Here is a 13,892-nt window from a genome sequence, read left to right on the forward strand (position 1 = left end):
GCCGCGCTCATACGCTGGCGCGCCGGCGCGGCGGCCAGTATGCTGCCTACGCTACCCACGTCATCCGCACACAATGAGAACAAAAGCCGAAGTCGTCGTGCTGGCAGCCGATCTTGCCGGCACCACCGTGTTTGCGCTGGAAGGCGCCATCAGCGGCATGCGGCACGGGCTGGACCTGCTCGGCGTGGTGGTGGTCTCGCTGGTGACGGCAGTGGGCGGCGGCATCCTCCGCGACCTGCTGATCGGCGCGGCCCCGCCCAACGCGATCCGGGACTGGCGCTATCCCGCGCTCGCCATGCTGACCGGCGCCGCGGCCTTCGTCTTCCACTCGGCCGCGCAGGATTTTGCCGGCCTGCTGCCTGTCCTGCTCGACGCGGCAGGCCTGTCGCTGTTTGCCGTGGCGGGCGCCGAGAAGGCCCGGCTCTATGGCGTGCGCCCCTTCGCCGCGACACTGATTGGCGCGGTCACCGGCGTGGGCGGCGGCGTGGTGCGCGACATGCTGCTGGCACAGGTACCCACCGTGCTGCACGCGGACATCTACGCCACCGCGGCCTGGCTTGGCGCGGCGGTGGCGATCGGCGCGCGCGCGCTGCGGCTGCCGCCCGTGGCGGCCGCCGTGGCCGGCGGCGGGGCCTGCTTCACGCTGCGCCTGCTGGCGGTGTGGAACGACTGGCACCTGCCCACGGTGGCGGCCTGGTAGCGCAGCCCGGGGCGGCCCGGGGCGCTCAGTCGCGGCTCACGCCGCGCGATACCACGCGACGCCGTCCTCGCCCGCCTGCATGACCGCCTCGCCCCGGTGCAGCAGGTAGTTCAGGTGCGCGATGCTCTCCCCGGTCGCCATGCCCAGCAGCCCCGGCTCCGCGCCGATCGGCCGCGAGAATAGCTGGCCGAATACGTCCACCGCCCGCTTGGGCTCTCCCAGCGCCTGGCGCAGCCGGTCCAGCGCCGCGTGCTGGCTGCGCTCCAGATGGTCGATGCGGGCGTGCAGGCCGCGGAACGGCTCGTTGTGGGCCGGCAGCACCAGCACATCGTCCGGCACCTCGCGCCGCAGCTTGGCGAGCGAGGCCAGCCAGTCGCCCATCGGGTCGGCATCCGGCTCGGTGGGAAAGACCGAGACGTTGGACGAGATGCGCGGCAGGATCTGGTCACCGCTGATCAGGACCTTCAAGGCCTCGCTGTAGAAGCAGGCATGCTCGGGCGAATGGCCGTTGCCCACCACCACCCGCCACGCGTGCTCGCCGATCTGCAGCGTCTCGCCATCGCGCAGGCGGCGGTAGCTGTCCGGCAGCGCATGGACGAACTTGCCGAAGCCGCCGAAGCGCGCACGGTAGCCCTCGATGGCGTTGTCGTCCCAGCCGGCGCGGCGGTAGAAGCGCACGCCGTCCTCCGGCGCCTCGCGCCCGGTGTCCGCCGCCAGCACGCGGCAGTTCAGGTATTCCAGGCGCGTCATCCACAGCCGGCAGGCGAACTTGCGGGTGAGCCAGCCGGCCATGCCGATATGGTCGGGGTGCATATGGGTGACGAACAGCCGGGTCAGCCCTTCGGCCAGCGCGCCGTCCTTCGCGAACAGATCGCGCCAGCCGGCGGCGGTCTCGCTGGTCTGCAGCCCGGCGTCGAACGCCGCCCAGCCGCTGCCGTCGCGCGCCGCCCACAGGTTGATATGGCTCAGCGCGAACGGCATCGGCATGCGGATCCACAGCAGGCCGGGCACGATCTCCTTCACGCTGCCGGGCGCCGGGGCGTCGCCACAGGGATATTCAAGGACCGGCTTGCCGTCCGCCGGGGCGGCGGCGGATGCGGAAGGGGAGGAATTCTCGTTGCTCATCTTGTCTCGTTCCTTTAGTGCCGCGGGCGTGCCTGCGGCGCACTGCCGCGCGGGTGGGTTGACCGATTCTACCGAGGTCTGGCGGTTCGCATTACCCCGATGCGGCCCGCGAGGCTGGCGTTGTGTGCGGTAGCCGCCTGGATCGAGGACCATGGCGCCGCGGCGGCAGGTGATGCATCTGCCGCACCGCGCGGCATGCCCATGACAGCAAGCGCGCCATGCCGGCCGGCGCGCCGGTCCCGGGCGCCGGGCAAATGCAGCAAAGGCGCGCGTTTGCGCCGGGATCGATAGCGCCTATATTCAAGGGCACCAGCCCCATTCCCCATTGCCTTGCCCCGATCGCAGCGCCGGTCCGCCAGGCCGGAGACATCATGGAACACGATGCATTCACCAGCGCCCTCGCCCGCGACGGCTTCCAGGAGGTCACGACGGTCACGCGCGAGCCCAACGGCTCCATGCCGGTCCACACGCATCCGTTCGAAGCCAGGGCACTGATCCTGGAGGGCGTGCTCTACCTGGCCATCGGGGGCGAGGAACGGGCCTACCGGGCAGGAGACACCTTCCAACTGCAGGCCAACGAGGCGCACGCCGAGCGCTACGGCCCGGATGGCGTGCGTTTCCTGATCGGCAGGAAGCCTGCACCCGGGCACCAGGCGGGCTGAGGGCGCGGAGGAACATCACTGCAGGGAAAACCGCATTTGCGCCGGCGCGCCGGCTCGTGCGAATATCGCGCGTTTTCCGCCACGCCCCAGACAGGCCCTGCCCATGAAACGCTCCTCCGTCCTCGCGCCCCTTCTCCTGCTATCGCTGGCGGCGGCCCCGCACGCCTTCGCCGACACGCTGAAGAAGCCCGCGCTCGATGCCCTGGTCGCGGCGCAGACCGGCAAGGCGCAGGCCAGCCTCGACGCCTTCCTCGACCAGGCGGTCAAGGCCGACCCGATGCTGGCGCGCAGCGTGGCGGCCTATCGCAAGCACCAGCCGCTGCGCGGCGACGACCTGACCAATATCGGCCGCCTGCTCGGCGTGTACAACCGCCTGCACAACCACGATGCCGTGCTCGGCGCCATCGAACGCATGGTGGCACTGCGTACCGTGCGCGACGACAAGATCCCCCAGCACGAGAACCCCGACATCATCGCCTTCGGCAAGCTGGTCGAAGACATGGCGAAGGACTTCGGCCTGCAGTTCCGCAACGTGGACAACCGCGTGTTCGAGGTGACGCTGCCGGGCCGCGGCAAGGAGACGTTCGGGCTGCTGACGCATGCCGACGTGGTGCCGGCGGTGGCAAGCGAATGGGTGCTCGACGACGGCACCAGGCTCGATCCGTTCAAGGTCACGCGCGTGGGCGACTACCTCTATGGCCGCGGCACCATCGACGACAAGGGCTCGATCGCCACCGTGCTGTACGCCATGAAGACCGTGAAGGACAGCGGCCTGAAGCTCGACCGCACCATCCGCCTGATGATCGAGACCACCGAGGAAACCGGCGGCGACGGCATGAAGTACTACCAGCAGCGCACCACGCTGCCCGCCTACAATATCGTGCTCGACAGCAAATACCCCGCCGTGGTGGCGGAGAAGGGTTCGGGCGCGCTGAAGGTGTTCTTTCCCGTGCAGCCCGCCGACGGCAAGACCACCGCCATCGTCGCCATGAGCGGCGCGGCGGCCGCCAATGCCGTGCCGCAGACCGCCAGCGCGCAGCTCAAGGGCGGCGACCTGACCGCCGCGCGGACCCGCCTCGAAGCGGCGCGCGCCCCCTTTATCGCAAAGTACGCGGCGCAAGGCAGGTTCAGCATCGACATCAGCCAGTCCGGCGACAGCCTCGAAGTCAAGGTCACCGGCAGCTCCGCGCATGGCTCGCGCCCCGAGGAAGGCGTCAACCCGCTGCCGCGCCTGGCGCTGTTCCTGCGCGAATCCGGCGTGCCGCTGGCCGACAACCACTACGCCCGCGCCGCCTGGTACCTGGAAGACCTGTATGGCCTGGACTACCTCGGCGAGAAGATGGGCGTGGCCTACAAGGACGATTTCATGGGCCCGCTGACCATCTCGCCCAACCTGGCGCGCGAAAAGGACGGGCAGCTCGAAGTCACCGCCAACGTACGCATGCCGCGCGGCAGCACGCCCGAGGCGCTGAGCGCGGCCGTGGCCGCGAAGATCAACGCCTGGGCCGCCGCCAGCCACACCACGCTGAGCATCAGCCATGACCAGGGCAACTGGATGGCGCGCGACCCCAAGGGCGCGTGGCTGTCCACGCTGCTCAACATCTTCGGCGACACCACCGGGCTGGAAGCGCGCCCCGTGCCCACGGCCGGCAGCACCACGGCCAAGCTGATGCCCAACGCGATCAACTTCGGCCCCGCCATGCCGGGCAAGAAATACACCGCCCACAACGCCAAGGAGTACAAGGAGGTGACCGACCTCGACCTGGACATGCAGATGTTCACCGAGATGCTGGTGCGCATCGGCGACCTGAAGGCCATGCAGTGAGCAGGGTCGTGAGCATGGCCCGGCGGCGCGCGGCGAGGCAGGTTAAAGTAGCGCCCATCATGAGATATCCGCTACTCGCCGCGCTGCTGGCAGCCGTGCCAGCACTCGGCAGCGCCGCCCCGCTCGACACCATGCTGGCGTGCGGCGACACCCCCCACAAGTTCGTCGCCACGCTGCAGCAGCAGCGCCTGATCGACGCCAGCCCCATGCGCGTGGAGGACAATTCGGTCAATGCCTTCTGGCCGACCAGCGACGCCGGCATGACGGTGCTTGGCCGCAGCGTGTTCGCGGTATTCGGCTACCAGCCGCGCGATTCGCTGTTCAAGGCCGGCAAGGGCACGCCGCTGGACAAGCCGCTCTACGGCGTGGCGGTGGTGGGCAATACGGACGCCATCGCCAAGGCATTGAGCGCGGCGGGCAGCAAGGCGCGCGCCGAGCATGCCGCACCGCTGATCACCGCCATCATCTGCGAAGGCGCCTGAGGGCCGTGCGGCCTCACTGCGCCCCGCGCGCCCTGGCGGCTGCGCCGCGGCGGAATTCGTCGGGCGTCACGCCCATCATCCGGCGGAACATCGAGATAAAGGCCGACGCGCTGCCGTAGCCCAGGTCCAGCGCGATGGCCTCGACCGTGCGGCCCGCCTCCAGCAACGACATTGCCTTGAGCACGCGCATGCGCTGGCGCCACTCGGCGAACGACATGCCCAGGTCGCGCCGGCAGCGCCGCGCCAGCGTGCGCTCCGTGGTATTGGCCGCGTGCGCCAGTTCGGGCAGCGCGCGGTTGTCGCCGGGGTCGGCCTCCAGCGCGCGCAGGCAGCGAACATGGCCGGATGGCGGCATGGATTGACTGGTTTTCACTATATCAAGAAAAACCGCCAGGCCCATAATCCAGCCTCACCTCACCAGAACACGGACGCGCGCATCTTGGACTCACGAAAACCGGTCGACGCACAGGCCATTGGCCTGATGCTGGTGCTGTGCCTGGTATGGGGCCTGCAGCAAGTGGCACTGAAGGCAGTGGCGCGTGATATCTCGCCCCTGCTCCAGATCGCCCTGCGCTCCGGCATTGCCGCGGTGCTGGTGGCGCTGCTGATGGCGCGGCGCGGCGAACGCCTGTTCCCGCGCGACGGCACCTGGGGCCCGGGCGCCGTGGTCGGCGGCCTGTTCGCGCTGGAATACCTGCTGGTCGGCGAAGGGCTGCGCCTGACCACTGCCTCGCACATGGTGGTCTTTCTCTACACGGCGCCCATCTTCGCCGCGCTCGGCCTGCACTGGAAGCTGCCGGCCGAGCGCCTGCGCGTGCCGCAGTGGGCCGGCATCGCGCTGGCCTTTGCCGGCATCGCCCTCGCCTTCATGGGCGGCAACGCGGGCGGTGATGCGAGCGGCGATGCGGCGAACATGCTGCTCGGCGACCTGCTCGGCCTGCTGGCCGGACTGGCCTGGGGCGCCACCACGGTGATGATCCGCTGCTCCAGCCTGGCCCGCGCGCCGGCCACGCAGACCCTGCTCTACCAGCTGGCCGGCGCCTTCCTGCTGTTGCTGCCGGCAGCCGCCGTCCTCGGCCAGGCCAGCTTCAATCCGACTGCGCTGGCCTGGGGCAGCCTGGCCTTCCAGGCGCTGGTGGTGTCCTTCGCCAGCTTCCTGACCTGGTTCTGGCTGCTGCGCAAGTATCTCGCCTCCAGGCTGGGCGTGTTCTCCTTCATGACGCCGCTGTTCGGCGTGGGCTTCGGCGCATGGCTGCTCGGCGAGACGCTCGAGCCGGACTTCCTGGCGGGCGCGCTGCTCGTGCTGGCGGGAATCGTGCTGGTGAGCGGCTACGAGCTGCTCGCGCAGGCGCTGGCCACGCGCGCGCGGCAGCGCGGCCGGGCCTGAAGCCGCCCGCGGCCCGGCGCCAGGCTCAGGCCCGCTCGATCACCACTTCCAGGTACTCGGATGGCAGTACCAGCGTGTGATCGCCCGAGCGGTTGCGATCGCGCATCAGCACGCGCAGGTCTTCGGCGAATGCCGCCTGCTGTGCTGCATCCAGCGCGCCGAATGCCTTGTGCATCGGACCGTAGTAGGTGCGGAACACCTCGATCCAGTGCGCGGGCGAGCGATAGCGGAAGACGAACTCGCGCTGCGTCACGCGGATCGCGCGCGCGCTCGCGCCGAACAGTTCCTGCAGCCGCGCCTCGGTCCCCCACAGCGCCGGCGACTTCACACCCGCCGCGGGCGCAATGTACTTGCCGATGGTCTTGAACACCTGCCCGATAAAGCTGCCGGGCGTCCAGTTGGCCAGGCCGATCTTGCCGCCGGGCTTGCACACGCGCGCCAGCTCGGCGGCGGCGCGCTCCTGATCCGGCGTGAACATCACGCCGAAGGTGGAAAGCACCGCGTCGAAGCTCGCCGCGGCGAAGGGCAGGTTCTCCGCATCGGCCTCCTGGAAGCGGACCTGGTGGCCTTCGGCCTGCGCGCGCGCACGCGCCGCGTCGAGCAGCGATACCACGTAGTCGGTGGAAGTCACCTCGCACCAGCGGCGCGCGGCCGCCAGCGTGGCATTGCCGTTGCCGGCGGCCACGTCGAGCACGGATGCGCCGGCGCGCAGGTCCAGCGCCTCGCACAGGTTCTCGCCGACGATCTGCAGCGTGGTGCCGACGACGGCGTAGTTGCCGGCGGACCAGGCAAGCTGCTGGCGGCCCTTGACGGCGGCGAGGTCGACCGGCGGCGCGGACACGACCGCGGGTGAGGACGATGAGGACGAGGGCGTGATGGGAAGAACGGCTGACATACCTGGTCTCCTGCAGAGTTTTCCGCGGGCAAAGTCAGCCCGGCGGCTGGTGATGACGCCGTTTGCCCGGCGCCGGGGCTGATCTTGCAATTCGGATACGCGGCTCGCGCTGATTCGAGCGACTCGCGCTACTCGCGCAACTCGATCGGCTCGCGCAGCTTGGGCAGGCCGTCCGCCGTGGGCAGCCGGCTCAACTGCCCCGCTGCGCAAAAACAGCGGCCCTGGTACGCGTTACCGTTACGCATGCTGCACCTCCTGGAAAGGTTTGCGCCGCGCGCCGCCGCGATGGTGTCATTTGCCGGGGCGCGGGGTGTAGTATCTTCACGATGCCGGACCGGATGAATGATCGAGCGTCCAGCTTTCTTGCGCGGGACGCCGGAACTTGCCGGCTCCCGGCCACTGACGGGAACGCAGCCTATGGATGCGGTATCCGACGTCCTCCGTGTGGTACGCCTCGGAGGCGCCGTCTTTCTCAACGCAGAGTTCACCGCGCCGTGGAGCGTGATCGGCCAGACCGATGCCTCCATCTGCGCAGAGTTCCTGCCCCAGTGCGAACGCGTGGTGTCGTACCACCTGGTCACCGAAGGCAACTGCTGGGCGCGGCTGGTCGACGACCCCTGCTCCGCGATGCACGTGCAGGCCGGCGAGTTGCTGGTGGTGCCGCAGGGCGAGGCCCACACCATGGGCAGCGCGCTGGACCTGCCGCCCGTGGCGTCCGCGTCATTGCTGTCCGGCCAGCTCGAAACCGTGCCCGGCGAAGTCCTGAAGCTCAGCCACGGCGGCGGCGGCGCCCGCACCCGCGTGGTGTGCGGCTTCCTTGCCTGCGACGACGCGCTGAGCAATCCCGTGCTGGCGGCGTTGCCGCGCATCTTCAAGATCGACATGCGCAACGACCCGCGCAGCGCGTGGCTCGAGTCCTCGGTGCAGTTCGCCGTCGCCGAAGCCGCGCAGTGGCGCGCGGGCAGCAGCATCGTGCTGGCGCGCCTGTCCGAGCTGCTGTTCGTGGAAGCGGTGCGCCGCTGCATCGACACCCTGCCCGCCGACCGCAAAGGCTGGCTGTCCGGCGTGCGCGACCGCTTCGTCGGCCGCGCGCTCGCGCTGTTGCATGCGCAGCCCGGCTATCCCTGGACCGTGGACGAACTCGCGCGTAAGGTTGGCCTGTCGCGCTCGGCGCTGGCGCAGCGCTTCACCGACCTGCTCGACCAGCCGCCCATGCAATACCTCGCGCACTGGCGCCTGCAGATCGCCGCCAAGGAACTGCTCGGCGGCGGCAGGCCGCTGGCCGCGGTGGCCGAGCAGGTTGGCTACGATTCGGAAGCGGCGTTCAACCGCGCGTTCAAGCGGGAGTTCGGCATGCCGCCGGCCAGCTGGAAGCGCAGCCGGGGCGGTGGCCTGCCGGATGGCGCCGTCATCAAGCGCCAGGCGGCGGCGCTGCCCGCCGGCGCCGGGAACCGGCCATAGGCAGCCGCAGGAAGCACCCAGGCTTTCGCCCAGGCCCGTCGCCAGCCAGTTGCCCATGCCCCGTCGCCCGCAGAGGTACGGGGCGGGCACGCACGTTGCGCTTGCTTCCCATGCGGCGGCGTGACCTTGCTCGCCGTGTATCCCACAGCCCACTCCACGCGCCCGCGATCGCCGGCTTTGTATGCCTGTGTATCTCCAGTCCAGCGCGATACGCACGCTCACCGTCGCGCCCCCAAGTCGCTACGGGCCGGATACATCGGTCGCCTTAAATGCTTCCTGTAGCGCGGCGGCGGCAGCAGCACCAGCAGCAGACCAGATGAACCTGCCACCGTTGCATCGCCGGCCGCGCCCGACCTCGGAACAGCAGCCCTGCCAACAGCCCTGGAGATTCATCATGAACGCCATCAACTTCGCCACCTTCGCAAAGCGCCTCGTCTCTATCGTCGCCCTTGCCGCCGCCGCCGGCGGTGTGCAGGCGGCGTCCGCCGCCGGTCTTTCCACGGACCACGGCTATGGCGTGCGGGTATCCGCCGCACGCACCGCAGAGCGCGACCCGTTTATCGACGGCGCCCGCAACGACGCGCGCGACCCCTTCACCGACGGCGCGCGCAACGGGGAACGCAACGCCTTCTACGACGGCGCGCGCAGCGATGACGCGCCGCAGGTGGTGGCCAGCATCTCGGTCTCCCGCGCTCGTGACCCGTACACCGACGGTGCCCGCATCAGCAACCGCGATGGCTATACCGAGGGCGAGCATGCCGCGGACGGCACCCTGATGGCCGCCTGAATCGTTAGCCGTTGTTCCTGGCACGAGGGGATACCTTCGATCGCCCCGAACATCTGAGCGAAAGCGTCGGCGGTCATCAGGTCGGAAGGGGTCGTTGCCGGATACGATGGTCGGCGGCATTGTGCAGCCAGAAGGCGCAACTCTTCTGCCAGGGTACGGCAGGTTCGATAAGCAGGACCAAAGGCGTCACACGACCCCGACAAGATTAGGCAGATGCCAAAAAAAACGCCCCGTGCAAGGCGATGCACGGGGCGTTTCTCAACTGCTTCGATCTGCCAAGCCTCAGACCGGGACGTCCTTGCCAGGGTCGGGCTTGCGGTTGTCGAACCACCGGTACAGCGTAGGCACCATCACCAGCGTCAGCAAGGTCGAGGTGATCAGCCCGCCGATCACCACCACCGCCAGCGGGCGCTGCACTTCCGACCCCGGCCCCGTGGAGAACAGGAACGGCACCAGCCCGAGCATGGCGATGGTGGCCGTCATCATGACCGGGCGGAAGCGCTGGGTCGCGCCCTGCACCACCGCCTCGGTCAGCGACAGGCCAGAATCGCGCAGCGTGCGGATGTACGACACCAGCACCACGCCGTTGAGCACCGCCATGCCCCATAGCGCGATAAAGCCCACCGAGGCCGGCACCGACAGGTACTCGCCGGTGACGAACAGGCCGATGATGCCGCCGATGGAGGCGAACGGCAGCACGGTGATGATCAGCGTGGCGAAGCGCAGTGAGTTGAACAACAGGAACAGCAGGAAGAAGATCGCGGCGATGGTGACCGGCACGATGATCTTCAGGTGGCCCATGGCGCGTTCCATGTTCTGGAACTGGCCGCCCCACTCGAGATAGTAGCCTTCCGGCAGCTTGACCTTGCTGTCCGCCGCCTGCTGCAACTCGGCGACAAAGCCGCCCAGGTCACGGTCCTTCACGTTGATCATCACCACCACGCGGCGCTTGGCCATCTCGCGGCTGATCTGCGCGGGGCCGTCGGTGACTTCGATCTTCGCCACGCTCTGCAGCGGCACCTGCACGCCGTTGGGCGTGGCCACCAGCAACTGTCGGATGGCCTGCACGTTGTCGCGGAAGTCCTCGGGCAGGCGCACCGCCGCGGCAAAGCGACGCTCGCCTTCGAAGATATCCGTGGCGCGCTTGCCGCCGATGGCGATCTCGATGATGTCGTGAATGTCGGATACGTTCAGGCCATAGCGCGCAATGGCCTGGCGGTCGATCTCGATCGACAGGTACTGCTGCCCCGAAATGCGCTCGATGCGGACGTCCTGCGAGCCCGGGATGCCGCCGGCCACGCGCGCGATCTCGCCTGCCAGGTCGCGCAGCTTGTCGAGGTCATCGCCGAACACCTTCACCGCCACGTCCGAGCGCACGCCGCTGACCATTTCGTCGACGCGGTCGGAGATCGGCTGCGCCATCACGATCTGCACGCCGGGAATGGCCTTGAGCTTCTCGCGGATGCCGTTGGCGATATCGTCCTGGGTCCAGCCGTCGGGCCACTCGTCGCGATCCTTCAGGCTGGCGATGGGCGTGGATTCGTTCTGGCCCTGCGGGTCGGCCGGGCTTTCGCCGCGGCCCACGCCGGACACCACCGACTTCACGCCCGGCACCGACAGCACCAGCTTGTTGGCCGCCATTTCCAGCTTGATCGACTCTTCCAGCGAGATGTTCGGCACGCGGTCCAGCGCCGGCACGATCGAGCCTTCCTTCATCTCCGGGATGAAGGAGGTGCCCAGCAGCGGCACGATGCCGATGGTCGCCACGAATGCCAGCACCGCGCCGATCACCGTCTTGCGGCTATTGGCCAGCGTCCAGTGCAGCATGCGCAGGTAGTGGCGCTTCATGAACGCGATCAGGCGCGTGTCATGCTCGGCGCCGCCCTTGAGCAGGTAGGACGACAGCACCGGCGACAGCGTCAACGACAGGAACAGCGAGATCGCCAGCGCAATCGAGATGGTGAACGCCAGCGGCGCGAACATCTTGCCTTCCATGCCGGTGAGCGTCATCAGCGGCAGGAACACCAGGATGATGATGCCCACGCCCACGATCACCGGCGTGGCCACTTCCTGCACCGCCTTGACCAGGATCTCGGTCTTGGTCAGGCCGGACTCCTTGTGGCCGAGCCGCTCGAAGGCGTTCTCCACCACCACCACCGAGCCGTCCACCATCAGGCCGATGGCGATGGCCAGCCCCCCGAGCGACATCAGGTTGGCCGACAGACCCACCTGGTTCATCACGATGAAGGTCAGCAGCGGCGTGAGCACCAGCGTGGCCAGCACGATCACCGACGAGCGCACATCCCCCAGGAACAGGAACAGCACGATCACCACCAGCACCACGCCTTCGAGCAGCACCTTGGTCACGGTCCACAGCGCGGAGTCCACCAGTTCGCTGCGGTCGTAGTACGGCACGATCTGCAGCTTGCCGGGCAGCATGCCGCGCTCGTTGATCTCGGCCACGCGCGCCTTGACGCGGCTCACCACTTCCTTGGCGTTGCCGCCGCGCATCATCATCACGATGCCGCCCACGGATTCGGTCTCGCCGTTCTTGACCAGCGCGCCCTGCCGCACTTCGTGGCCGATGGTCACGTCGGCCACGTCGCGCACGTAGACCGGCGTGCCCGCCACCTCCTTGAGCACGATGCTGCCGATATCGTCCACGCCGCGGGCCAGCCCCACGCCGCGGATCAGGTATTGCTCGGCATAGTGCGGCAGCACGCCGCCGCCGGAGTTGGCGTTGTTGCGTGCGAGAGACTGGTAGACCTGCTGCAGCGTGATCTGTTGATGCCGCATGCGGTCCGGGTTGACCAGCACCTGGTACTGCTTGACGAAGCCGCCCTGCGAGTTGATCTCGGCCACGCCGGGGATGGAGCGCAGCAGCGGACGCACCACCCAGTCCTGGGCGATGCGGCGCTCGGAGAGTTCCTCCGTGGTGAGCGCGCGGGCGCCGTCGTCGGCGCGGTCCAGCGTGTACTGGTAGACCTCGCCCAGGCCGGTGGAGACCGGCCCCAGCACCGGCGTCACCCCTTCGGGCATACGGCCGGCCACTTCGATCAGGCGTTCCATCACCAGCTGGCGCGCGAAGTACACATCCGTCGCATCCGTGAAGACCAGCGTGATCAGGGACAGGCCCGCCTTGTTGAGCGAGCGCATTTCCTCCAGTCCGGGCAGGCCGGTCATGGCCATTTCGATCGGCACGGTGACGAAGCGCTCCACTTCCTCCGGCGAACGGCCGGTGGCCTCGGTGGCGATCTGCACCTGCACGTTGGTCACGTCGGGGAAGGCATCAACCGACAATTTGGTCGCCGCGCGCAGGCCGAAGAAGAACAGCACCACCGCCAGCACGCACACCACCAGCCGCTGCTTGATGGCGGCTTCCACAAGGGATTTCATCATGGCTGCTTACCCCTGTTCCAGGCGCTTGCGCTCGTTGTCGAGATGGAAGGCGCCGTCGACCACGATGCGCTCGCCCGCCTTCACGCCGCTGAGCACCACACGCATGCCGTCGCTCTCCGCGCCCAGCTTGACCTTGGCCACGCGATACAGGCCGGCGGCCTGTTCCACGTAGACCTGCTCGTCGTTGCCATCGCGCACGATGGCCGATTCGGGGATTACCAGTTGCTCGCTGGGCGCGCTGTTGATCAGCATGCTGGCCAGCATGGCGGGCTTGAGGCGCCCTTCGCGGTTCTCCAGCTCGGTGCGCACCAGCACCGTGCGCGTCTGCGGGTTCACCGTGCGGCCCACGTAGATCAGCTTGCCGGTGATCTGCTTCTGGCCGGCGCCGTTGCCAAGCGACGGCACCTCGATGTTCACGCTCTGGCCTTCGGCCACCAGCGCGGCCTGCTGCTCGGGCACCTCCGCCACCACCCACACGCGCGACAGGTCTGCCACGGTATAGAGCGCATCGGCCGGCTGCACCACCTGGCCCTGCGCCACGTTGCGCTCCACCACCGTGCCGCTGATGCTGGAGAACACCGGCGAATAGGAGTCGATGCTGCCGCTCCTGGCCAGTTGCGCCACGGCCGCGGCCGACATGCCGAGCACGCGCAGCTGGTCGCGGTAGGCGCGCATCTCGGCCGAGGAAATCGCCAGCTCGCTCTCGCGCCGCTGCAGCTCGCCGCGCCCGATCACGTCGGCGGCGAACAGCTGGCGCGCGCGTTCGGCATTGCGGGCCTGCAGTTCGGTCTGCGCCTCGGCCTTGAGGAAGGCCATCTGCGCCGCACCCAGCTCGCTGCTGTGCAGGCGCGCCAGCACCTGGCCCGCCTTGACCTCCTGGCCAAGGATGCCGTAGAGGTCGGTCACGCGCCCGGTCACGCTGGCGCCGATGCGCGCCACGCGCTGTTCGTCGAAATCGATGCGGCCAGCCACGCGCAGCACCTCGCTGAAGGCACTGGTGGCAACCGGCGCCACCTTCAGGGTCTGTTGCAGGCTGGCTTCGGGCTTGACCACGCCCGGCGGCTGCCTGGGCGCCTCGGCGGCGGGTGCGGGATCGTCGGAGCAGCCGGCCAGGGAAAACAGCAGGGCTGCGGTTGCCGTCAGGGAAAGAAGGAAATGGGGACGCATGC

Annotated in this window: 12 protein-coding genes; 7 read left to right on the top strand and 5 right to left on the bottom strand. The window is 68.8% G+C overall.

The features are described from left to right. The first annotated feature begins 73 nt into the window (after positions 1-73). Positions 74-700: a trimeric intracellular cation channel family protein gene (locus AB4Z48_RS30970; protein WP_441621095.1), complete on the top strand. Its 627-nt coding sequence runs from the start codon at positions 74-76 to the stop codon at positions 698-700. 36 nt (positions 701-736) lie between these two features. Here the strand turns inward: AB4Z48_RS30970 and AB4Z48_RS30975 are convergent, their stop codons facing one another. Then, complete coding sequence (locus AB4Z48_RS30975) at positions 737-1,825, bottom strand: MBL fold metallo-hydrolase (RefSeq protein WP_441621096.1); 1,089 nt, start codon at positions 1,823-1,825, stop codon at positions 737-739. Between the two features lie 371 nt (positions 1,826-2,196). Here AB4Z48_RS30975 and AB4Z48_RS30980 point away from each other — a divergent pair, with 371 nt between their 5' ends. From AB4Z48_RS30980 to AB4Z48_RS30990, 3 genes are all read left to right on the top strand, one after another. Continuing rightward, positions 2,197-2,487 (top strand): cupin domain-containing protein, encoded by a 291-nt coding sequence (locus AB4Z48_RS30980; protein WP_441621098.1) that lies wholly within the window; start codon positions 2,197-2,199, stop codon positions 2,485-2,487. A gap of 103 nt (positions 2,488-2,590) precedes the next feature. After that, complete coding sequence (locus AB4Z48_RS30985) at positions 2,591-4,312, top strand: dipeptidase (protein ID WP_441621100.1); 1,722 nt, start codon at positions 2,591-2,593, stop codon at positions 4,310-4,312. Positions 4,313-4,371: 59 nt separating this feature from the next. Continuing rightward, positions 4,372-4,794, top strand: coding sequence for a hypothetical protein (locus AB4Z48_RS30990; RefSeq protein ID WP_441621102.1), 423 nt, complete (start codon positions 4,372-4,374; stop codon positions 4,792-4,794). Between the two features lie 13 nt (positions 4,795-4,807). Here the strand turns inward: AB4Z48_RS30990 and AB4Z48_RS30995 are convergent, their stop codons facing one another. Continuing rightward, a complete protein-coding gene (locus AB4Z48_RS30995; RefSeq protein ID WP_441621104.1) occupies positions 4,808-5,149 on the bottom strand; it encodes a helix-turn-helix domain-containing protein in 342 nt (113 codons plus the stop codon). Between the two features lie 84 nt (positions 5,150-5,233). On the opposite strand from AB4Z48_RS30995, the gene AB4Z48_RS31000 reads away from it, so the two are divergent. Continuing rightward, complete coding sequence (locus AB4Z48_RS31000; RefSeq protein WP_441621106.1) at positions 5,234-6,181, top strand: DMT family transporter; 948 nt, start codon at positions 5,234-5,236, stop codon at positions 6,179-6,181. Positions 6,182-6,206: 25 nt separating this feature from the next. On the opposite strand, the gene AB4Z48_RS31005 is transcribed toward AB4Z48_RS31000, so the two are convergent. Beyond that, positions 6,207-7,076, bottom strand: a complete 870-nt coding sequence (locus tag AB4Z48_RS31005; RefSeq protein WP_441621108.1) for a class I SAM-dependent methyltransferase — start codon at positions 7,074-7,076, stop codon at positions 6,207-6,209. A 417-nt stretch (positions 7,077-7,493) separates the two neighbouring features. Here AB4Z48_RS31005 and AB4Z48_RS31010 point away from each other — a divergent pair, with 417 nt between their 5' ends. Next, a complete protein-coding gene (locus AB4Z48_RS31010; RefSeq protein WP_441621110.1) occupies positions 7,494-8,537 on the top strand; it encodes an AraC family transcriptional regulator in 1,044 nt (347 codons plus the stop codon). Positions 8,538-8,931: 394 nt separating this feature from the next. Continuing rightward, the gene (locus AB4Z48_RS31015) at positions 8,932-9,324 is read left to right on the top strand and encodes a hypothetical protein (protein WP_441621112.1); all 393 of its coding nucleotides are present in this window, start codon (positions 8,932-8,934) and stop codon (positions 9,322-9,324) included. Positions 9,325-9,606: 282 nt separating this feature from the next. Here the strand turns inward: AB4Z48_RS31015 and AB4Z48_RS31020 are convergent, their stop codons facing one another. Both AB4Z48_RS31020 and AB4Z48_RS31025 read right to left on the bottom strand, forming a co-directional pair. After that, the gene (locus AB4Z48_RS31020; protein ID WP_441621113.1) at positions 9,607-12,723 is read right to left on the bottom strand and encodes an efflux RND transporter permease subunit; all 3,117 of its coding nucleotides are present in this window, start codon (positions 12,721-12,723) and stop codon (positions 9,607-9,609) included. Positions 12,724-12,729: 6 nt separating this feature from the next. Next, on the bottom strand, positions 12,730-13,890 hold the full coding sequence (locus AB4Z48_RS31025) for an efflux RND transporter periplasmic adaptor subunit (RefSeq protein WP_441621115.1): 1,161 nt from the start codon (positions 13,888-13,890) through the stop codon (positions 12,730-12,732). Positions 13,891-13,892 lie beyond the last annotated feature (2 nt).

Origin of the sequence: Cupriavidus sp. 2TAF22 (assembly GCF_052115045.1) — a bacterium.
Taxonomy (GTDB): Bacteria; Pseudomonadota; Gammaproteobacteria; order Burkholderiales; family Burkholderiaceae; genus Cupriavidus.

Excerpts from the sequence above, each read along its gene's own strand:
- AB4Z48_RS30970 (WP_441621095.1), top strand. The coding sequence starts at position 74 with ATGAGAACAAAAGCCGAAGTCGTCGTGCTGGCAGCCGATCTTGCCGGC.
- AB4Z48_RS30975 (WP_441621096.1), bottom strand. The coding sequence starts at position 1,825 with ATGAGCAACGAGAATTCCTCCCCTTCCGCATCCGCCGCCGCCCCGGCG.
- AB4Z48_RS30980 (WP_441621098.1), top strand. The coding sequence starts at position 2,197 with ATGGAACACGATGCATTCACCAGCGCCCTCGCCCGCGACGGCTTCCAG.
- AB4Z48_RS30985 (WP_441621100.1), top strand. The coding sequence starts at position 2,591 with ATGAAACGCTCCTCCGTCCTCGCGCCCCTTCTCCTGCTATCGCTGGCG.
- AB4Z48_RS30990 (WP_441621102.1), top strand. The coding sequence starts at position 4,372 with ATGAGATATCCGCTACTCGCCGCGCTGCTGGCAGCCGTGCCAGCACTC.
- AB4Z48_RS30995 (WP_441621104.1), bottom strand. The coding sequence starts at position 5,149 with ATGCCGCCATCCGGCCATGTTCGCTGCCTGCGCGCGCTGGAGGCCGAC.
- AB4Z48_RS31005 (WP_441621108.1), bottom strand. The coding sequence starts at position 7,076 with ATGTCAGCCGTTCTTCCCATCACGCCCTCGTCCTCATCGTCCTCACCC.
- AB4Z48_RS31010 (WP_441621110.1), top strand. The coding sequence starts at position 7,494 with ATGGATGCGGTATCCGACGTCCTCCGTGTGGTACGCCTCGGAGGCGCC.
- AB4Z48_RS31015 (WP_441621112.1), top strand. The coding sequence starts at position 8,932 with ATGAACGCCATCAACTTCGCCACCTTCGCAAAGCGCCTCGTCTCTATC.
- AB4Z48_RS31020 (WP_441621113.1), bottom strand. The coding sequence starts at position 12,723 with ATGATGAAATCCCTTGTGGAAGCCGCCATCAAGCAGCGGCTGGTGGTG.
- AB4Z48_RS31025 (WP_441621115.1), bottom strand. The coding sequence starts at position 13,890 with ATGCGTCCCCATTTCCTTCTTTCCCTGACGGCAACCGCAGCCCTGCTG.